This is a genomic window from Micromonospora sp. NPDC049089 (assembly GCF_040648775.1).
Classification (GTDB): domain Bacteria; phylum Actinomycetota; class Actinomycetes; order Mycobacteriales; family Micromonosporaceae; genus Micromonospora.
Window position 1 is genome coordinate 1 of record NZ_JBEZEH010000138.1, and the last position, 19,370, is coordinate 19,370.

A 19,370-nucleotide genomic window follows, 5' to 3' on the forward strand; every position below is an offset into this window, starting at 1 on the left:
GTCACCACGAGGTGGTGACCGGCGCACGACTCGTACGGCGTGGTCAGGATCAGCGGTATCCGGCGGTCACCACGCTGGCCTGCACGGCGTTCTCGACCGCGTCGGACGGGTAGCCGGCGACCATCGCCCCCTCGTAGAAGGTGCCGGCGCTCAGGTTGGCGCCGCCGTCGGGCTTGCAGCAGTCACCACCACTGCCCAGGATGATCGCGCCCTGCTTCTTCATCGGGCTGTATCCCGGCGGGAGCGAGCCGTCGTACAGCGTGTAGAGGCTGCCGGCCTGCGCGTCGCTGCCCTTGATGGCGAACCGGGTGGTGCCGTTGTTCTTCAGCGTCGCGGTGACGAACTTGCTGGCGAACGAGCGTTGGTTCGGGTTCCAGGAGCTGCTGCCGCCCGGGAAGAGACCCCACTCCAGGTCCGCCTGCACCCACGGACCACTGCCGGAGCAGCCGCCGAACCAGCACTGCTTGCTGAAGTTGATGGCGTCCATCGCCCCGGCGGCGTCGGCCTTGCGGGTGGTCTCACTGTTGCCGTAGTCGAAGCAGCACCCGCTGTTGACGTGGGTGCCGCTGGTGACCATGTACATGCCCTCGGGCGCCGCGCCGGTCGGCACTCCGGTGAGGTGCCCGTCGCGCCAGTAGCTGTTGCCCGGGTTGATGTAGAGCGAGTACGCCTTCGCGCCGCCCACGGTCAGCGACTCCGAGGTGGCGATCGCCGGCTTGCTCTGCGGGGAGCCCGGAACGACGCTCGACCCCTGGTACCACAGGTCGTTGCCGCGCCCGGACTGGTCGAAGACCACAGTGATCACGCAGGTCGTGCCGGTGCAGAACGAGTCCTGCGTCGCCGCGTTGGCAGTGCCGCCGGTGCCCGTGAGCCCGATGTTGCGGGTCGTGTTGTCCGACGAGCGTCGGACCTGGTAGAGGTTGCCGGCGTACGCCTCGTAGAGCGCCCGCGTGGTGCTGTGCGCCGCGACGCACGGGGTGCCGCCGGAGGCGTAGATGTCGCACGGGCGCGCGCCGGTCGGTGGGTTGGTCGGCGGCGGGGTGGTGGTGGTCGGCGAGGCCCACTGCTGGTTGGTGCCGCCGTTGCACGCCCAAAGAATGATTTTGGTGCCGTTGGCGGTGCCGGCGGCGTTGGCGTCGAGGCACAGCCCGGACTGCACGCCGGTGATGGTGCCGTTGCTGTTGACGTTCCACTGCTGGTTGTTCTGACCGTTGCAGTCCCAGATGATCGCCTGGGTGCCGTTGGTGGTGCCGCGGCCGGAGGCGTCCAGGCACTTGTTGCCGTACACCTGGATCTGCTTGCTCGACGTCCACGTCCAGGTCTGGCCGGCGGCACCGTTGCAGTCCCAGAGTTGTGTCTGGGTGCCGTTCGTGGTGCTGGAGTTTGGCACTTCGAGGCAGCGGCCGGACGGCGTGCCGACGATGGGGGTGCTCTGCCCGGGCGGGATGGTGGCCGCCGCGGCGGCCCTGGCGGCGAAGGGCGAACTGGCGGGGGTGGTGCCGACGCCGATGCCGACGACGACGAGCACCCCGGCCAGCGCACCGGCCAGGAGGGTCAGACGTCGGACGCGTTGGCGTTTCGGGATGAGGTCGCGGGCTGTTCCTGACCCACTGCGGGACGGGGTTCGCACGAGGTGGCTCCTCGGAGTCGTGGAAGCGCGGGAGATCGTCGACGCGCCACGGGCGGGTGGTGGCGATGGCGAATCGCTGCGAATGGTAGGACCTTTGTTTTATTCATGTCAATGAATGTGATGTCCGGTGACGCGCTGACTGCCAGTGGGCCGACAGCCAGCGCGTCACCTGCCTTCGGGACGACTACCGCCCCAGGAGCCGCCAGGTCTGGTTCAACGGGCTGCCCTGGTTCACCGCCCTGCACGTCCACTGGTGGACCAGCGCGCCGGCCGCCGTGGAGACCGCGTTGACATCGACGCACTTGCCACTGTGCCGGGCGACGAGTTGGTAGTCGTGCGAGTCGTTGCCCGAGTAGGTCACCTTGCGCAGAGCAAACTGCTGGTTGGAACTGTTGAGGCAGGTCCACTGGTGCACCGCCGCGCCGTCGGCGGTGGACACACCGCTGACGTCGAGACACTTGCCACTCTGCTGGTTGACCACGGTGTAGGTGTTGGCCACGCCAGCGACCGGGACGAAGTTCCAGAGCTGCTGGTCACCGCCGTCGCAGTAATTCTGCTGTTGGACGTTGCCGTCGGCGGTGCTCAGACCGGCGTTGTTCAAACACTGCTGCGAGTGCTGGGCCACCGCCACCGACTGGAAGCCACCGTCCGAGGGGGGCAGCAGCGTGACGCTGTACGTGTCGGTCTGGTTGGAGTACGGCACGGTCACCGTGGCGTTGTTGTTGGACACCCCGACCACGCTGTTCGAGACAGTGACCGGACCCGCCACGGCACCGCCACCGTTGTGCGGGATGCGTTGGGTGACGACCCGGACCTGGTTGTTCTGCACGATGCCGCTGGTGGTGTCCAGGCGTTGCAGGTTGACGGTCAGGTTCCCGGTGGTACGACCAGCGCCGACCAGCACCTTCGCCACTCCGGCCGTCTTCGTGGCGTACGCGTCGTACGACTGGCTGGGGGTCACCGCGACGATCTCCCCGACCTGGGAGGCGTAGTAGCGGTAGTTCCACCACTCCCCCTTGGGCTGGTGCTGGCCGGCCGAGTTGCGGATCAGCAGGTTGCCGAGGTCGTTGTGCAGGCTGCCGCCGCTGGCCCAGTTCGCCCGCAGGCCGTCGGCCCGGGCCCGTTCCAGGCGCGCGATGTACCAGGCGCCGTCGGCCGGGTTCTGCTCGTCGGGCGCGCCGTACTCGTTGATCTGGTACGGGCGCGGGTGGGCGATGCCGCGCGGGTCGAGGGTGGCGTTGGCGGCGGCAACGTTGGCGACCGGGTCACCGGGCAGCGAGTGCCAGCTGATGATGTCCGGCACCGTGTTCGTCGAGCGGACGAAGTCCAGGTACTGGTTCCAGAAGGCGTGGTTGGTCGACGGTACGCAGGCGCAGCTCGGCCCGACGATGAGCTGGCTGGGGAACTCCGCCCGGATGCGCTGGTAGGTGCGCCGCCACAGCTCCAGGTACTGGGAGATCGGCCGGTTCCAGAAGATGGTGATGTTGGGTTCGTTCCAGATGTCCCACTGCACCGACAGCCCGGACGCCCGGACGTCGCTGATCAGGCGGGTCAGGAAGTTGTCGTAGTCGGTCCAGTTGCCGTTGTCTCCGGGGAAGCGGGAGATCCCGGCGCCGTCGGCACCCCAGAGGTCGTGCGGCAGGATGATGAACTTCCCGCCGAGGGCTGTGGTGCGACGCGCCTGGGCGAGTGTGGAGTTCCAGCGACGGTCGTAGGTGCCGCCGACCCAGCCGCTGCCCGGCAACTGCGCGCCACCGGCGCGCATGTACTGGAACTTGACGTCCCGGTAGAAGTGGTCGGCCGGACCGCTGGCGTTCTCGGTCATGCCGTAGATCCAGCCGGAGGCGCGGTAGGTCGGCGCACCGTTCGTGGTGGCGAAGTTGACGCTGATCGACTCGTCGGCGGCCTGGGCGGGGGACGGGACGACGGTGACGGCGGCAGCGGCGGCGAGCAGGCCGACGACGAGTCGGGCCACGGACACGCGGGCTCGTCGTGACCGGCCGGGGGACGGGGTTTTCACGGGCGGCTCCTTGGTGGGGCGCGGGGGACGCTCTCCGGAGGGCAGCGCTTGCGAATCGATTCGCACGGATCGTAGGACCGGGGACTGAACGATGTCAATGAAGTGACGCCCCGGTGAAGCCTGCGTTTCTCAGCGATCTCCCTGACGCGCCCAACTGGCCCTTGACCCCCGGGCATGGCCAGACCTATCTTCGGGCGAACCGATTCGTCGAATCGGTTCGCCTCATGGTTGGGCTGCTCCAACCCGCGACGATCAACCGACACACCCCACCTGACGATCGATTGAAGTGAGGCACCACATGACCGGATTCAGTCGTCGGCGGCGCCTGGCCGCCGTCGCCGTGATAGCTCTCGCCGCAGTGACAGGCAGCGCCTGCTCGTCGTCCGCCGACGGCCCCGCCGACGGCGGCGCCTACCTCGTCTGGGACCCGTATCCACAGTTCGCCGACGACTCCGAGTGGGTGGCGCTGCTCAAGAAGTGCGGCACCGACGCGGGGGTGACGGTCGAGCGGACCGGATACGACACCACCGACCTGACCAACAAGGCGCTGCTCGCCGCCCAGCAGGGAAACTCGCCGGACGTCCTGATCGTCGACAACCCGGTCATCTCCACCCTGGCCGAAGCCGGTGCGCTCACCACCACCGACGACAACAAGCTCGACGTCTCGGCGATGGAGAAGAACCTGCTCGGCGCCGGCCAGAGCGACGGAAAGACCTACGGGGTGCCGATCGGGGCGAACACCCTCGCCCTCTACTACAACAAGGATCTGCTCACCGCCGCCGGCGTCGATCCCGCCGCCGTCAAGGACTGGGCCTCACTGACCGCGGCACTGACCAAGGTGAAGGCCAAGGGGAAGAAGGGCATCACCTTCTCCGCGATCGGCACCGAGGAGGGCAGCTTCCAGTTCCTGCCCTGGTTCTGGGGATCGGGCGCCCAACTGACGAGTCTGGACTCACCGCAGGCGGTCTCCGCGCTGACGCTCTGGACCGACTGGCTCAAGCAGGGCCACGCCCCGAACTCCATCATCAACAACACCCAGACCACGAGTTGGCAGGAGTTCGCCACCGGCGACTACGCGTTCGCCGAGAACGGCACCTGGCAGCTGGCCAACGCGGAGAAGCTCGGCTTCTCGTACGGCACGATCCCGATCCCGGCCAGCGTGGGCGGCCCGGCGCCGGCGCCCACCGGCGGTGAGTTCGTCTCCATTCCGGTGCAGAAGAAGACCGGCCGGTACGCGACGTCGCAGAAGCTCGTGACCTGCCTGACCAACGCCGACAACCTCCTCACCACGGACACCACGCTCTCCTACGTCGCACCCGTCGGCGCCGTGCAGGAACGACAGGCCACAGCGGACCCCAAGCTCAAGGTCTGGGTGGAGGCGGTCCGGGCAGCCAAGGGCCGCACGGGTGACAACCTCGGCACCAAGTACCCGAAGATCTCCGAGGCGCTGTGGACCGCTGTGCAGTCGGCCCTCAGCGGCGGGAAGTCGCCACAGGAGGCCCTGGCCGCCGCGCAGACCGCCGCCACCTCCAGGTAAGTAATCCGAACCGACACCATGCCCTCGACCACCGAGACCACTGCCGTACGAGACCAGGATGGGGCGGCGACCGCCGCCCCATCCGGGCCTCCCCCGTCCCGTGCCCGCCGGCCCAACCGATGGATGGCGTGGGGCTTCCTGGCACCCGTGACGATCTACCTGGCGGCCTTCTACGCCTACCCGCTCTACCGCAACGTCGAGTTGAGCCTGCGCGAGTACACAGTCCGCTCGTTCGTGCAGGGCGGGGCGCCCTTCGCCGGCCTCGACAACTACCGGACGGTCCTGGCCGACCCGGCCTTCGGGCCGACGCTGACCCACACGGTGGTCTTCACGGCGGCCTCGCTCGCCTTCCAGTTCACCATCGGCATGGCCCTGGCCCTCTTCTTCCACCAGCACTTCCCGCTGTCGCGCACGCTGCGGGCACTGATCCTCGTACCGTGGCTGCTGCCACTGATCGTCTCGGCGTCGACCTGGTCGTGGCTGCTCAACAGCGACTCGGGGCTGGTCAACGCGGCGCTCGGCGTCGTCGGGATCGACCCGGTCAACTGGCTCACCTCGCCGGGCTGGTCACTCACCTCGGTGATCATCGCGAACGTATGGATCGGCATCCCGTTCAACCTGGTGGTGCTCTACAGCGGCCTGCAGGCGATCCCGACCGAGATGTACGAGGCGTCCGCGCTCGACGGCGCGACGGGGTGGCAGCGGTTCTGGGGGATCACCTTCCCGCTGCTGCGTCCCGTCTCCCTGATCACGCTGCTGCTGGGGCTGATCTACACGCTCAAGGTCTTCGACATCATCTGGATCATGACGAAGGGCGGTCCGACCGGCTCCTCGGCAACGCTGGCCACCTGGTCGTACCGGCTCGGCTTCGGCAACCTGCTGCCCGATTTCGGCCCGGGCGCGGCCATCGGGAACCTGCTCATCGTGCTGGCGCTGATCGCCGGCCTGGTCTACATCCGGATCGAGCGGAGGCAGCAGCTGCGATGACCACCTCGACGCCTCGGGCCTGGTGGAAGACCGGCGTCGGCCTGGTGCTGACCGGGCTGATGCTCTTCCCCGTCTACTGGATGATCAATGTGTCCTTCACCCGGGACCAGGACATGCGGGCCAGTCCCCCGCACCTGTTCCCCATCAACGGCACCCTGGACGGCTACCGGGCGGTGCTCGACCAGCAACTGCCGTACCTCGGCACCAGCTTCCTGGTCGGTCTCGGCACTGTGGTGCTGACCGTGGCGCTGGCGGCCCCCGCCGGCTACGCGCTGGCGAAGCTCCGGCCACCCGGCGGCCCGGCGCTGAGTTTCCTGCTGCTGATCGCGCAGATGATCCCGGGGATCATCATGGCGATGGGCTTCTACGCCATCTACCTCACTCTCGGCGTCCTCAACACGCTGCCCGGCCTGATCCTGGCCGACACGACGCTCGCGGTGCCGTTCGCTGTCCTGATCTTCACGGCCTTCATGTCCGGCATCCCCGACGAGCTGCTCCAGGCCGCCGTGGTCGACGGCGCCGGTCGGCTGCGGACCTTCTGGTCGGTCGTGCTGCCGGTCAGCCGCAACTCGATCGTCACGGTGTCGCTCTTCGCGTTCCTGTGGTCCTGGTCGGACTTCATCTTCGCCTCGACCCTGGCCGGAGGCGGCGACTACCAGCCGATCACCCTCGGCATCTACCACTACATCGGCAACAACAACCAGCAGTGGAACGCCATCATGGCCACCGCCGTCGTCGCCTCGATCCCCGCCGCCGTACTGCTGATCCTGGCCCAGCGGTACGTCTCGATGGGCGTGACCGCCGGCGCCGTCAAGGACTGACCAACCGCCGCGGTCCAGGACCGACCACCCGCACCACAGAAAGGCACCCGCCACCCATGACCGTCGCCCCGTCCGGTCCGGAGTTCGGAATCCAGGACATCCCGTTCAGCTACCGCGGATCCTGGTTCAACATCTCCCCGGTGGTAGCCGAGAAGACGTACGCCGACGACCTGCACCTGGTCTCCCACCAGACCGGCCTGCACCCCGTACTGCGACTCACCCCCACTGTCGCCGGCACCACTGTCGTCGCCACGCCCGCGCTGCTGACCTGGCACAACGGGGCCGACCGGATCGAGGCCGTCTACGACGGGCCGGACACCCTGCGGATCCGGGGCCACCGGCTAGGCCTGCGGGTGGCCGCCGCCGCGCACACCCTCACCCCCTTCAGCGGCACCTACCTGTACGCCGACCCGGTCGACGGATCACATGTGTTCACCTCGTACGAGACCGGTCGCCGCTACCGGGTCACGGTGCTCTCCGGCGCTCCGCTGCGGACCCGGGGCACGCAGGCCCTCGGCACGGCCGACCGCTCCCTCGACCTTTCCGACGACCAGCCCTGGGAGATCGCGATCGAGGAGTACGCCACCGCCCGCCGCCCGTACGCCGGATCCGTCACCTTCGAGCAGTTGCGCCGCGACCGCTTCGCGGAGTTCACCGCGTTCGTCGACGCGATCGCGCCCTGGCGCGGCCCGGAGACCCCGGCCGCCGAGCTGGCCGCGTACGTCCTGTGGTCGGCCACTGTCGCCCCGGCGGGCTTCGTCACCCGGCCGGCCGTCCTGATGTCCAAGCACTGGATGGACAAGGTGTGGAGCTGGGACCACTGCTTCAACGCGATCGCCCTGGCGGCCGGCGAGCCGGAGCTGGCCTGGCACCAGTTCCAGCTGCCCTTCGACCACCAGGACGAGACCGGCGCGCTCCCCGACTCGGTCACCCATTCCGAGGTCCTGCACAACTACGTCAAGCCTCCGATCCACGGCTGGGCCCTCCGGCACCTGCGCCGACGCCTCCCCCAGCCGCCGGACCGGGCGGCGCTGGCGCAGACGTACGACCGGCTCGCCCGCTGGACCGAGTTCTGGCTGGACGCGCGGCGGGCTCCCGGCCACGACCTGCCGCACTATCAGCACGGCAACGACAGCGGCTGGGACAACGCCACCACCTTCGACGACAACCAGGTCCTGGAGACGGCCGACCTCGCCGCGTTCCTGGTCTCGCAGCTTCGCTGCCTCGCCGACCTCGCCACCGAGCTGGGTGAGCCCGCCGACCGCTGGTGGCAGGAGGCCGACCGGATCCACGGGGCCATGCTGCGCGACCTGTGGGACGGCGAACGCTTCACCGCCCGGGACCCCTACACCGGGCACCGGCGAGCCAGCCGCAGCCTGCTCGACCTGATGCCCGTCGCGCTCGGGGCCGACCTCCCGGCCCCGGTCGCCGCCGCGCTGGCGCGCGGCGTCGAGACCCACCTGACCACGCACGGTCTGGCCACCGAGCCGACCGACTCGGCCCACTACCTCGCCGACGGCTACTGGCGGGGCCCGATCTGGGCGCCCTCCACCGTCCTGGTCGAGGACGGCCTGCGCCGGGCTGGGCAGACCAGGATCGCCGACGACATCAGTCGGCGGTTCCTCGCGCTGTGTGAGAAGTCCGGCTTCGCGGAGAACTTCGACGCCGAGACCGGCACCGGGCTGCGGGACCGCGCCTACACCTGGACCGCCAGCAGCTATCTCATCCTCGCCGCCGCCCAGGAGGAGCGGCGTGTCAGGGGCGGGTAGCCGGGTCGGATCAGCGGCCCCGGACCGGGCCGGTGCTGGACCGCAACGAGATGGGCGGGCTGTAGAGGCGGTGTCGTGGCACGGCGCCGGGAGCCGCGATGATCTCCAGAAGTAGCGACACCGCCTCGGCGCCCATCTCGACCATCGGCACGTCGGCGGCGGTCAGCGGCGGGCGGAAATCCTCCGCCCAGTGCTGCGCGGCGACTCCGGTGACGGAGAAGTCGCGTGGCACGGACAGCCCGGCGCCGGTCAACGCCCGCTGCATTCCGGGCAGTGCGGCCTCGTTGATGGTGGCCACCGCCGTGACCTCGGGGTGCGTCGCGAGCAGTTGCTCCATACACGTCTCGCCGGAGGCGGTGTCGTCGCCGCTGCAGACCTCCACGCCGGTCAATCCTCGCTCGGCCGCCGCCGTGCGGAAGCCGGTCAGCGCGCGATGACTGGGGCCGTACCCGGCGGCCACCAACTCGGCGGACCGGTTCACGAGTGCCACGTGCCGGTGCCCCAGGTCGGCCAGGTGCTGCACGCACCGGGCGATCAGCCCGGCGTAGTCGATGTCGATCCAGCTCATCCCGTGCGGCTCGGCGGTCCGCCCGATGGTGACGAACGGCAGCCCGGCCTTGGTCAGCCGGGTCACCCGGTCATCCGCCAACCGGATCTCCATGAGGACCACGCCGTCCACCCGGCGCCCGGTGACGATCCGCTCGAACGACCGGTCATGGTCGCCGCCGGAGGGGGACAGCAGCACGTCGAGGTCGTGGCGGGCGGCGGCTTCGACGACGCTGGCGACGAAGCCGAGCTGCATGTCGGTCAACCGCTGGCTCGCCGGCGGGATGACCAGCCCGAGGGTGCGGGTGCGCCCCTCCTTGAGAGCACGGGCGCTGGCGTTCGGCCGGTAGTCCAACTCGTCGATGACCGACTGGATCCGTTGCCGGGTCGCCGCCGACACGCTGCGTTTTCCGCTGAGCACGTAGGAAACGGTGCTGCGGGACACCCCCGCCCGGCGAGCGATCTCCCCGATGTTCATCAATCGCCCTCGAATCGACTTTTGCCCCGACACGGGGACGCACCTTGCTCCGCTGACCAGCATATCCGTCCTCAGGCTCATCGATCGATGACCAACGTGTGCCAACTAGCGTCAATAGATGGACGACCATTAATGTCACAGGTATGACGTGTGACGTCAATTCCATCGCCACACCACACCCCCACCACGCACCCGAAAGGATCCGATGAACGTGCAGAGAAAGCTGGGTCGCCTGATGGCCGCCGCCGGGACCCTGTTGGTCCTCGTCGTCGGCGCCAGCGCCTATGTGGTCTCGGACGCCCCTGGCGTCGCCCACGCCGCCGGCACCGGTCCGTGTGACATCTACGCCTCCGGCGGCACGCCGTGCGTGGCCGCGCACAGCACCACCCGTGCGCTGTACGGCGCGTACAACGGCCCGCTCTACCAGGTCCGACGATCGTCGGACAACACCACCCGCGACGTCGGCGTGCTCAGCGAGGGCGGCTACGCCAACGCCGCCACCCAGGACACGTTCTGCGCCAACACCACCTGCGTCATCACGATCATCTACGACCAGTCCGGCCGCAACAACCGCCTCACCCAGGCGCCCCCCGGCGGCTTCGCCGGCCCCGCCCCCGGCGGTTGGGACAACCTCGCCGACGCGAAGGCGGCCCCGGTCACCGTCGGCGGGCAGAAGGCGTACGGCGTCTACATCGCCCCCGGCACCGGCTACCGCAACAACAACACCAACGGTGTCGCGACCGGCGACCAGCCCGAGGGCATCTACGCGGTCGTCGACGGCACGCACTACAACCAGTGGTGCTGCTTCGACTACGGCAACGCGCAGACCAACAGCCTCGCCGACGAACGCGCCATCATGGAGACCGTCTACTTCGGCGCCAACAAGCAGTGGGGCTACGGGGCCGGGGCCGGCCCCTGGATCATGGCCGACCTGGAGTGGGGGCTGTTCTCCGGCGTCAACGCGGGCTACAACAACATCGCGTCGATCAACCACCGTTTCGTCACCGCCATGGTCAAGGGCGAGCCGAACCACTGGGCGATCCGGGGCGGCAACGCCCAGTCGGGCAGCCTGACGACCTACTTCGACGGGCCACGCCCCAACGGCTACCACCCGATGAAGAAGGAGGGCGCCATCCTGCTCGGCATCGGCGGTGACAACAGCATCACCGGTCGCGGCACCTTCTTCGAGGGCGTACTGACCTCCGGCTACCCGACGGCGGCCACCGAGAACGCCGTCCAGGCCAACATCAACGCCGCCGCCTACGCGCCGACCGGCGGCGGCAACCCGCAACAGAACGTCCAGGTCGTGGGCGGCCAGTCCAGCCGCTGCATCGACGTGCCGAACGCCAGCACCACGAACGGCACCCAGGTCCAGCTCTGGGACTGCATCAGCAACAGCACCGCGCAGCGCTGGACCTACACCGCTGGCAAACAACTCCAGGTGTACGGCAACAAGTGCCTGGACGCCTCCGGCCGAGGCACCACCAACGGCACCCAGGCGATCATCTGGGACTGCAACGGTCAGAACAACCAGCAGTGGAACGTCAACAGCAACGGCACCATCACCGGCGTGCAGTCCGGGCTGTGCCTCGACGCCAACGCCGCCGGCACCGCCAACGGCACCAAAATCATCCTCTGGGCGTGCAACGGCGGCACCAACCAGCAGTGGTCCACCCGTAGCTGACCCAGGGCCAACCCGACAGTGACTCACCTGGCGGGCCCGCACCGTACGCTCGCTGGCCCGCCAGGCCGACCTGCCGAAGAGCGGGATACCTCAGAGTTCTGTTCACACCCCTGGGGTATCCCGCCGCGCATCCTGGCCCTCGCGGCCGGCTGCTCGGTCCTGGTCGAGACCGCCCAGTACGTTCTGCGGCTCGACCGGGCGTCGTCGGTGGATGACGTCCTGCTCAACGCCGCCGGCGCCGGGCTGGCCGCGCTGGCGTCCCGCCGCTGGTGGCGCGACACCCGCACCAGCCCTGTGGGTTCGCCCGCGGTGAACCACCAACAGCGCTGACAGCCGATCAGGTGGACGGCTCTGCCAGCCGCTCCAGCCGCGCCAGACCATCCCAGCCGCGCTCGCGCATCAGACTCAGTAGTCGCTTCACCCGCGGGTCCGCCTCGACGGCCAGCGCGTCCAGAAGGTCGAACGGCAGGTCGTCCTTCGCCACCTCACCGAGGTCGATCTCACCGGAGCGGTATGCCTGCTCGGCGAGGCTCGCCAGGATGTCGGCGGCCTCCACCAGAGACGCGTCGTCGCTGGTGTCGCTGTCGAAGATCTCCGACAGGATCCGATAGAGCCGAATGAGTTGCGGGTCGTCGAGCTGCGCGATCTTGCTGGGCATCCATTCGCGGACCCGATCGGGCCAGCGGGCCGACATCAGGATCCAGCTGTCCCGCTCACCCGCCACCACCCGCTCGGAGACGCCAATGTCCCGGAGCCGGTCGAGGTAGGCGGTCACCTCCGGCGCGAGCGCCAGACGATCCCCGGCGGCGAGTTGCGCGATCTGCCTCCGGCTGGTCTCCAGTCGTGCGATCTCGTCGCCCAGTTGCCTGTCGATCTCCTCGACCGCGGCCGCGAAGGTCGACGCGTCGGCCTCCAGCATCTGACCGATCTGGGACAGCGGCACGCCGGCGTTGGCGAGAATTCGGATCCGGATGAGGGACACCACCGCCCCTGCGCTGTACCGCCGGTAGCCCGAGGCGTCCCGCTCGGGCTCCGGCAGCAGGCCGATCTGGTGGTAGTGCCGTACCGCCCGCACCGTGACGCCGGCGTACGCCGCGAGTTGACTGATCGTCAGCATCTCCTGATCCTGCCCCTCGAGTCGCTCGGCCCCCCTCGAATCGCGCTCAGGAGATCTTGCGACGGTAGGTCAGGTTGGCGAAGAGGTAGGCCACCACGAGGATGCCGACGCACCAGGCGAGGGCGGTCCAAATGCCCGATCCGACAGGCTTCTGCGCGAAGAGGTCGCGGATCGTGTTGACGATGGCGGTCACCGGCTGGTGCTCCGCGAAGGCGCGCACCGGGCCGGGCATCGACGCGGTGGGCACGAAGGCCGAGCTGACGAACGGCAAAAAGACCAGGGGGTACGAGAAGGCGCTCGCGCCGTCCACCGACTGGGCGGTCAGGCCGGGAATGATGGCGATCCAGGTCAGCGCCAAGGTGAACAGCACCAGGATGCCGGCCACGGCGAGCCACCCCAGCACGCTCGTCCCGGTGCGGAAGCCCATGAGCAGGGCGACGAGGACGACGACGACCAACGAGATCAGGTTGGCGACCAGTGAGGTCAACACGTGCGCCCAGAGCACCGCGGATCGTGCGATCGGCATCGACTGGAACCGTTCGAAGATGCCGCCCTGCATGTCCAGGAAGAGCCGGAAGGCGGTGTACGAGATGCCCGAGGCGACGGTGATGAGCAGGATGCCGGGGAGCAGATAGTTCACGTACGAGTCGGAGCCGGTCTCGATCGCGCCGCCGAAGACGTAGACGAACAGCAACATGAAGGCGATCGGCATGACGGCGGTGGTGATGATGGTGTCCGGGCTGCGGGCGATGTGACGCAGTGAGCGTCCCAACAGAACCGTGGTGTCGCCGAGGAAGTGCCTGTTCATCGTTGTTCCTTCTCGGTCTTGGCGCCAACGAGGGTGAGGAAGACGTCCTCGAGGGTCGGCTGCTTCTCGACGTACTCGATCTCGGCGGGTGGCAGGAGCTGCTTGAGCTCGTCGAGGGTGCCGTTCACGATGATCCGTCCCTCGTGGAGGATCCCGATCCGGTCGGCGAGTTGTTCGGCCTCGTCGAGGTACTGGGTGGTGAGCAGCACCGTCGTGCCGCCACTGGCGAGTTCCTTCACGGCCTGCCACACCTCGATGCGCGCCTCCGGGTCCAGCCCGGTCGTCGGCTCGTCGAGGAAGATGACCGGCGGGCTCCCGATCAGGCTCATCGCGATGTCGAGGCGGCGACGCATACCGCCGGAGTAGGTCCGTACCCGCCGGGTGCCCGCTTCGGTCAGCGAGAAGCGCCTCAGCAGGTCGTCCGCGATCGAACCGGGCTCCTTGAGGTGGCGCAGTCGGGCGACCAGGATCAGGTTCTCCCGCCCGGTGAGGATCTCGTCGACCGCCGCGAACTGCCCGGTGAGACTGACCGACTGCCGTACCTCGGCGGCCTGGGTCGCCACGTCGAAGCCGGCGACCCGGGCCGTCCCGCCGTCGGCCCGCAGGAGCGTGGCCAGGATCCTCACGACCGTGGTCTTGCCGGCACCGTTCGAGCCGAGCAGGGCGAAGATGCTGCCCCGCGCGACGTCGATGTCGACGCCACGCAGCACCTTGAGCTGCTTGAACGACTTCTCCAGACCAAGCACGTGGATCGCGGCCCGCTCGGTCTGAGCTGTTGTGTGCGAATTGCTCATGGCGGCAGCATGGAGGGTTGACGCAGCGTCAAGGTCAAGCCCGATGGCCCGGCGACGCGTGCGCGACCCTGACTCTTAACTCCGATGTCACCACCCGATCCCACTGGTGACGTGTCGCCGTCCACCCGAAGGAGTTGGCTGCCAGTCGTCGCACTTGTCTGGACCAGGAGTTGATCCACGTGCCTTCGTCTCGTCGTACCTTCCTCGCCAGTGGCGCCGCCGCCGGCGTCGGCATTGCCGTCGCGGGCGGCCTGCCGTCCCTGGCCCAGGCCAGCCCGGCCCGGCCGCACCCGCCGGTGAAGCCCGGCACTGTGCCCTTCCCGCCGCTCGTGGACGACCCCAAGGGAATTCTGGCCCTGCCCAAGGGCTTCCGTTACACAGTGGTCACCCGGACCGGTGTCACCCGGCTCGACCGCGGCCAGGGCACCACCCCGTCGGACCATGACGGCATGGCCGTCTACGACGGCGGCCACGGCCGGTACACCCTGATCCAGAACCACGAGATCGACCCGGGCGCCGAGTTCGGCGTGCCGCACGTCAAGGGCACTGTCTACGACGCGGGCGCCGTCGACGCCGGCGGTTGCACCGTGATCAAGACGGACCTCGCGGGCCGCAACCTGGGCGAGTTCGTGGCGCTCTCCGGCACCATCTCCAACTGCGCCGGCGGGCCGACCCCCTGGGGCACCTGGCTGACCTGCGAGGAGGCCGAGGACCGCGCCGGCGACGCGTGGGAAGAGGGCAGCCGGTCCGGCGTCTACCAGAAGGACCACGGCTACGTCTTCGAGGTGTGGGCCGACGGCAGCGCCGACCCGAAGCCGATCAAGTGCCTGGGCCGCTACTCCCACGAGGCAGTGGCCGTCGACAAGGACCGCACCCGGGTCTACCTCTCCGAGGACGCCGACGAGCCCAACGGCCTCTTCTACCGCTGGACGGCGCCGCACGGCGTCAAGCTGGGCCCGGGCGTGCTCACCCGCCTCGCACCGAACGCCGGCGTCCTCGCCGCGATGCAGATCATCATGGACGACGGTTCGGTGCTGCCGGACGTCGCCTACCTGACCTCCGCCCAGCTGGGCCGCCCCTTCCCGGTCCGCTGGATCGAGGTGCCGGACCGCGACGCGCGCACCAGGTCGGTACGCGAGCAGTTCGCCGACGGCCAGGTCACCCGCGGACGCAAGTTCGAGGGCGTGTGGGCCACCGACGAGGGCGTGTACGTGGTCAACTCGTACGCCTGGGACGAGGGTGACCTGCCGGCGGACGCGGCACCGCACGACGGCATGGTCTGGTTCTACAACTTCAAGGACCAGACCATCCAGCTCGTGACGTACTTCCCGCACCAGACCCAGTCCGAGGAGGGCACGCCGGTCAGGTACACCGACATCACCTTCGACGGCCCGGACAACGTGACGGTCACCCCGTGGGGAAGCCTCGTGCTCGCCGAGGACGGGTCCGGTGCCTCGCACGTGCTCAGCACGATCCCGGGCGGGCCCACGTACGCGATCGCCCGTAACCAGCTCAACGACTCGGAGTTCTGCGGGCCGACCTTCAGCGCGGACGGCAAGGTGCTCTTCGTCAACATGCAGGACCCGGGCCTCACCCTGGCCATCACCGGCCCTTGGGAGAAGTACCTGGGCTGAGCGAGCCCGAATGTGGGGGCCGGGCGAACCGCCCGGCCCCCAGCAGGCTCGGCCGCGCTCAGGAGACGCGCGGCGGGCGGCACTAGTCGAGGCAGAACTCGTTGCCCTCGACGTCCTGCATGTTGAGGCACGACTCGTTCTCGCCGTCGGCGAGCAACAACTGCCCGCGTACCGCGCCGAGCGGGATCAGCCGCGCGCATTCGGCCTCGAGGGCGGCCAGGCGCTCCTCGCCCACCAGCCCGGTGCCGACCCGCACGTCGAGGTGCACCCGGTTCTTGACGACCTTGCCCTCGGGCACCCGCTGGAAGTACAGGCGCGGGCCCACCCCGGACGGGTCACTGCACGCGAACCACGAACCCTGCTCGGAATTGACATCCTCCCAGGAGGCGAACCCTTCCGGGGCCGGTGGCGGGACGTACCCCAGCACCTCACACCAGAAAAGGCCGACGCGCACCGGCTCGGCGCAGTCGAATGTCACTTGTACCCGCTTGACCGACATCCGCTCACCTTATGAGTCGCGCTGCCGCCGCTGTTCTCTCACCCCAGGGCCAGGGGGGCGCACCACACCCGGGGCGACGACCACGGCGACCATGAACCCCGCAGACGTCAGTGCGTGGTGTGCGTCCTCGGTGTCGCCGCCGCGCCAGAGCGCTTGACCAGGACCGCTCCGCCGGCGACGAAGATGACGCCGAGGATCACCCCGACGAGGTTGCTCTGGGTCAGGCTGGAGACGACCCCCAGCACGCCCACGACGATCGCCAGTACGCCGAGGATCCGCATCGTGTAACGACCGACAGACTTCACCCGTTCACTCGTCATGGTGTGCCTTCTGCCCAGCGCGCCGATCGCGCAAACGGCGGTGATCGATGACCGGCCGTGGGTGCTCACTCCACCTTGGTGAGAAGTGGTTTCCCCTTCTCGACGACGTACGTGGCCAGTTCGACAGCGATACCGTCGCCAACGTTACGGGCCTCGTGGTGCACACCGTACGGGACCGTGAGCGCGTCGCCGGGATTGCACACCATGGGCGGCTGCCCGTCCAGCCGGTATTCGAGCGTTCCCTGCAGAACGCAGATGATCTCCTCGCCGGGGTGGAAATGCTTGAACGGAGGCGAATCCGGCGTGAACTCCACCCGAGTCTGAATGACCTCACGCCCCGGGATGCTGAGGTCGTGCCGTTGCAGATCGATCCGCCACAGCCCTGGTGCTGACTCCACCGCTGTGGGGCTGATCCCCGCAGGTCGGTCCTTGGTGCTCATGACGGCCTCCTGTGAGCCGCCGGACCGACGGCCATTACTCGAACTGGTGCATCCCAGTCGAGAATAGGTAGCCGCGGGCGATCAGGGGCGGGGATGCCGACACGGGGCGGCAGCCGAGTTCACCGACGGGGCAGCAGCCCTCGTTCGGACATGTACGCGCGCAACGTCTCGGCATCCTCGGGGGACATCAGCCAGCGGGGGATCACGGTCGCCGGCATTCTGCCGACGTACACGACCCAGAAATCTCCGGCCTCGCGCACCTGGGCGACCCCGTCCCAGGCGATGCCACCGGACTCCGAGCCGCTGCGCATCATGATGTTGTCTTCGGTGATGTCGTAGGCGCCCTCGACGGCGTAGTTACCGGAACGGCGTCGGGCGCGGGCCAGCACCCACGGCCGGTACAGCATCGACAGCACGCCGCCCACGACCAGCGCGGTCCACAGCGGTGAACTCCGCTCGCCCCACCCGAGCCCTCGCGAGGCGACGAGACCGATGACCCCGACCGCCGTCAGGACCGCCCCGATGTAGCCGAATCTGCGTAGCCGGACGTTGCCGAGCGCCGCGGCCACCCGGCTCGGGTAGGCGGGATCGGCGGGGACGTCGAAACGGATCTGCACGCCAGAACGATAGTGCCTCCGCCCGCCTGGGAAAGCGCCTTGCCCCGCCTCACCTGACAAGCCTCGGCCATCCGGGTGCGGCAGTCTGATCAGAGTCAACCAGAAATTGACACCTTTCACTGCGACAGTGATAGTAACTGCATACAGCTCCCATCGGAGCGCCTGTAGGGACCGCGGCCGGGCGGTCGCCGGCGCTGAATGAGCGGGCAGTGGCGACCGGGGGCACGGCCGCCACGCGGGCCGCGACGCGCACACGTCGACCAGACCCGTGGCCAGCGCTGACCACCTCTCGTCGGGGCGCGAGTGACACACCCGCCGCCGCAGGGAGCGCCACCGTGACTGTTCCTGGAGGACTCAATGAGAAGGCGAGCAAAGATCTACGCGGGGCTGGCGGCCGCCATCGTCCCGGTCACCTCGGTGATCATGGCGCTCGGCGGGACACCGGCGTCCGCCGCCATCGGCGGTTCCGGCCCCTACCCCGCCGACTACGAAACCTCGGCCACCCTGGCCAACCACACCATCTTCCGGCCGCAGACCCTCCCCTCCGAACGCCTGCCCATCGTCGTGTGGGGCAACGGCGGCTGCTCGGCCAACGGGCTCTCCCAGGGCAACTTTCTCCGCGAGATCGCCTCCCACGGCTTCCTCGCCATCGCCAACGGAGCCCCGAACGGATCCGGCTCCACCAACTCCCAGATGCTCACCCAGTCCATCGACTGGGCGGTCACGGAGAACTCCCGGCAGGGCAGCAAGTACTACAACAAGATCGATACGAGCAAGGTCGCCGTCGCGGGCTTCTCCTGCGGAGGCGTGGAGGCGTACGCCGTCTCGAACGACCCGCGCGTCACCACGACCGGCATCTTCAGCAGTGGTCTGCTCAACGACGCCGACGACTACCAGCTCAGGAGACTGACCAAGCCGATCGCCTACTTCGTCGGCGGGCCCAGCGACATCGCCTACCCGAACGCCATGGACGACTGGGGCAAGCTGCCCGCCGGCCTGCCCGCCTTCATGGGCAACCTGAACGTCGGGCACGGCGGCACCTACGACCAGGCCAACGGCGGGGAGTTCGGCCGGGTGGCGACCCTCTACTTCAAGTGGCGCCTGAAGGGTGACACCACCGCCGGCCGCACCTTCGTCGGCGCCGACTGCGGTCTGTGCGGCACCCAGTGGAGCGTCCAGCAGAAGAACCTGACGCTCGACGACGGCACGCCACCCACCACGCCCCCGCCCACCACGCCGCCGCCCACCACGCCGCCGCCCACGACGCCGCCGCCGACCGGCACGCCTGGCTGCACCGCTGTCTTCGCTGTCCAGGACCAGTGGAACGGCGGCTTCGTCGCCAACGTCAGCGTCACCGCGGGGAACGCCCCACTGACCGGCTGGCGGGTCACACTCACCCTGCCGAGCGGCGCGTCGGTCAGCTCGCTCTGGAACGGGGTCAGCAGCGGCACCAGCGGAACCATCACGGTCGCCAACCAGAGCTACAACGGGCGACTGGCCGCAGGTCAGGCCACCAGTTTCGGCTTCCAGGGCACCGGCAGCGGCAGCGGAACCACAGCGAGTTGCGCCGGAAGCTGACACCCGGACACGTCGAGTCGTGGGGGGGGGGGGGGGCGCGGGGGCCGCGCACCAGCGCCCCGCCCGCCCGGGGCGCGGCGGGGCGGGGCGC

18 protein-coding genes are annotated in these 19,370 nt (G+C 69.0%); 8 read left to right on the forward strand and 10 right to left on the reverse strand.

What is annotated here, in order from left to right; translation table 11 throughout:
* Positions 1-49 precede the first annotated feature (49 nt).
* Both AB0B48_RS22200 and AB0B48_RS22205 read right to left on the reverse strand, forming a co-directional pair.
* Positions 50-1,630 carry an arabinofuranosidase catalytic domain-containing protein gene (locus AB0B48_RS22200; RefSeq protein ID WP_357204402.1) on the reverse strand — a complete coding sequence of 527 codons (1,581 nt, stop codon included), beginning with the start codon at positions 1,628-1,630 and terminating at the stop codon, positions 50-52.
* A gap of 184 nt (positions 1,631-1,814) precedes the next feature.
* Positions 1,815-3,611 (reverse strand): RICIN domain-containing protein, encoded by a 1,797-nt coding sequence (locus AB0B48_RS22205; RefSeq protein WP_357204404.1) that lies wholly within the window; start codon positions 3,609-3,611, stop codon positions 1,815-1,817.
* Positions 3,612-3,948: 337 nt separating this feature from the next.
* Here AB0B48_RS22205 and AB0B48_RS22210 point away from each other — a divergent pair, with 337 nt between their 5' ends.
* From AB0B48_RS22210 to AB0B48_RS22225, 4 genes are all read left to right on the forward strand, one after another.
* Positions 3,949-5,187, forward strand: a complete 1,239-nt coding sequence (locus AB0B48_RS22210; RefSeq protein WP_357204406.1) for an extracellular solute-binding protein — start codon at positions 3,949-3,951, stop codon at positions 5,185-5,187.
* Between the two features lie 147 nt (positions 5,188-5,334).
* Positions 5,335-6,174 (forward strand): sugar ABC transporter permease, encoded by an 840-nt coding sequence (locus AB0B48_RS22215; protein ID WP_357204408.1) that lies wholly within the window; start codon positions 5,335-5,337, stop codon positions 6,172-6,174.
* Positions 6,171-6,995, forward strand: a complete 825-nt coding sequence (locus AB0B48_RS22220; protein ID WP_357204410.1) for a carbohydrate ABC transporter permease — start codon at positions 6,171-6,173, stop codon at positions 6,993-6,995. The genes AB0B48_RS22215 and AB0B48_RS22220 overlap by 4 nt, the downstream gene beginning before the upstream one ends.
* A gap of 56 nt (positions 6,996-7,051) precedes the next feature.
* A complete protein-coding gene (locus tag AB0B48_RS22225; RefSeq protein ID WP_357204412.1) occupies positions 7,052-8,764 on the forward strand; it encodes a trehalase family glycosidase in 1,713 nt (570 codons plus the stop codon).
* A 10-nt stretch (positions 8,765-8,774) separates the two neighbouring features.
* On the opposite strand, the gene AB0B48_RS22230 is transcribed toward AB0B48_RS22225, so the two are convergent.
* Positions 8,775-9,788: a LacI family DNA-binding transcriptional regulator gene (locus tag AB0B48_RS22230; RefSeq protein WP_357204414.1), complete on the reverse strand. Its 1,014-nt coding sequence runs from the start codon at positions 9,786-9,788 to the stop codon at positions 8,775-8,777.
* 205 nt (positions 9,789-9,993) lie between these two features.
* On the opposite strand from AB0B48_RS22230, the gene AB0B48_RS22235 reads away from it, so the two are divergent.
* Positions 9,994-11,472 carry an arabinofuranosidase catalytic domain-containing protein gene (locus AB0B48_RS22235; protein WP_357204416.1) on the forward strand — a complete coding sequence of 493 codons (1,479 nt, stop codon included), beginning with the start codon at positions 9,994-9,996 and terminating at the stop codon, positions 11,470-11,472.
* An 18-nt stretch (positions 11,473-11,490) separates the two neighbouring features.
* On the forward strand, positions 11,491-11,802 hold the full coding sequence (locus AB0B48_RS22240; protein WP_357204418.1) for a VanZ family protein: 312 nt from the start codon (positions 11,491-11,493) through the stop codon (positions 11,800-11,802).
* Positions 11,803-11,809: 7 nt separating this feature from the next.
* Here AB0B48_RS22240 and AB0B48_RS22245 read toward each other — a convergent pair whose 3' ends face one another.
* The 3 genes from AB0B48_RS22245 to AB0B48_RS22255 are packed head-to-tail and all read right to left on the reverse strand — an operon-like array spanning position 11,810 to position 14,191.
* Positions 11,810-12,589 (reverse strand): MerR family transcriptional regulator, encoded by a 780-nt coding sequence (locus AB0B48_RS22245; protein WP_357204420.1) that lies wholly within the window; start codon positions 12,587-12,589, stop codon positions 11,810-11,812.
* Positions 12,590-12,635: 46 nt separating this feature from the next.
* On the reverse strand, positions 12,636-13,397 hold the full coding sequence (locus AB0B48_RS22250; RefSeq protein ID WP_357204422.1) for an ABC transporter permease: 762 nt from the start codon (positions 13,395-13,397) through the stop codon (positions 12,636-12,638).
* Positions 13,394-14,191, reverse strand: a complete 798-nt coding sequence (locus tag AB0B48_RS22255; RefSeq protein WP_357204424.1) for an ATP-binding cassette domain-containing protein — start codon at positions 14,189-14,191, stop codon at positions 13,394-13,396. Before AB0B48_RS22255 ends, AB0B48_RS22250 begins: the two co-directional genes overlap by 4 nt.
* 179 nt (positions 14,192-14,370) lie before the next feature.
* Between AB0B48_RS22255 and AB0B48_RS22260 the strand changes: the two genes are divergently transcribed.
* Positions 14,371-15,825, forward strand: a complete 1,455-nt coding sequence (locus tag AB0B48_RS22260; protein WP_357204426.1) for an alkaline phosphatase PhoX — start codon at positions 14,371-14,373, stop codon at positions 15,823-15,825.
* Positions 15,826-15,907: 82 nt separating this feature from the next.
* On the opposite strand, the gene AB0B48_RS22265 is transcribed toward AB0B48_RS22260, so the two are convergent.
* From AB0B48_RS22265 to AB0B48_RS22280, 4 genes are all read right to left on the reverse strand, one after another.
* Positions 15,908-16,324 carry a VOC family protein gene (locus AB0B48_RS22265; RefSeq protein WP_357204428.1) on the reverse strand — a complete coding sequence of 139 codons (417 nt, stop codon included), beginning with the start codon at positions 16,322-16,324 and terminating at the stop codon, positions 15,908-15,910.
* A gap of 107 nt (positions 16,325-16,431) precedes the next feature.
* Complete coding sequence (locus AB0B48_RS22270) at positions 16,432-16,644, reverse strand: hypothetical protein (RefSeq protein WP_357204430.1); 213 nt, start codon at positions 16,642-16,644, stop codon at positions 16,432-16,434.
* A 65-nt stretch (positions 16,645-16,709) separates the two neighbouring features.
* Positions 16,710-17,084: a cupin domain-containing protein gene (locus AB0B48_RS22275; protein ID WP_357204432.1), complete on the reverse strand. Its 375-nt coding sequence runs from the start codon at positions 17,082-17,084 to the stop codon at positions 16,710-16,712.
* A gap of 119 nt (positions 17,085-17,203) precedes the next feature.
* The gene (locus tag AB0B48_RS22280) at positions 17,204-17,701 is read right to left on the reverse strand and encodes a YcxB family protein (protein WP_357204434.1); all 498 of its coding nucleotides are present in this window, start codon (positions 17,699-17,701) and stop codon (positions 17,204-17,206) included.
* Positions 17,702-18,058: 357 nt separating this feature from the next.
* Between AB0B48_RS22280 and AB0B48_RS22285 the strand changes: the two genes are divergently transcribed.
* The gene (locus AB0B48_RS22285) at positions 18,059-19,279 is read left to right on the forward strand and encodes a cellulose binding domain-containing protein (protein WP_357204436.1); all 1,221 of its coding nucleotides are present in this window, start codon (positions 18,059-18,061) and stop codon (positions 19,277-19,279) included.
* The last annotated feature ends 91 nt before the right edge of the window (positions 19,280-19,370 follow it).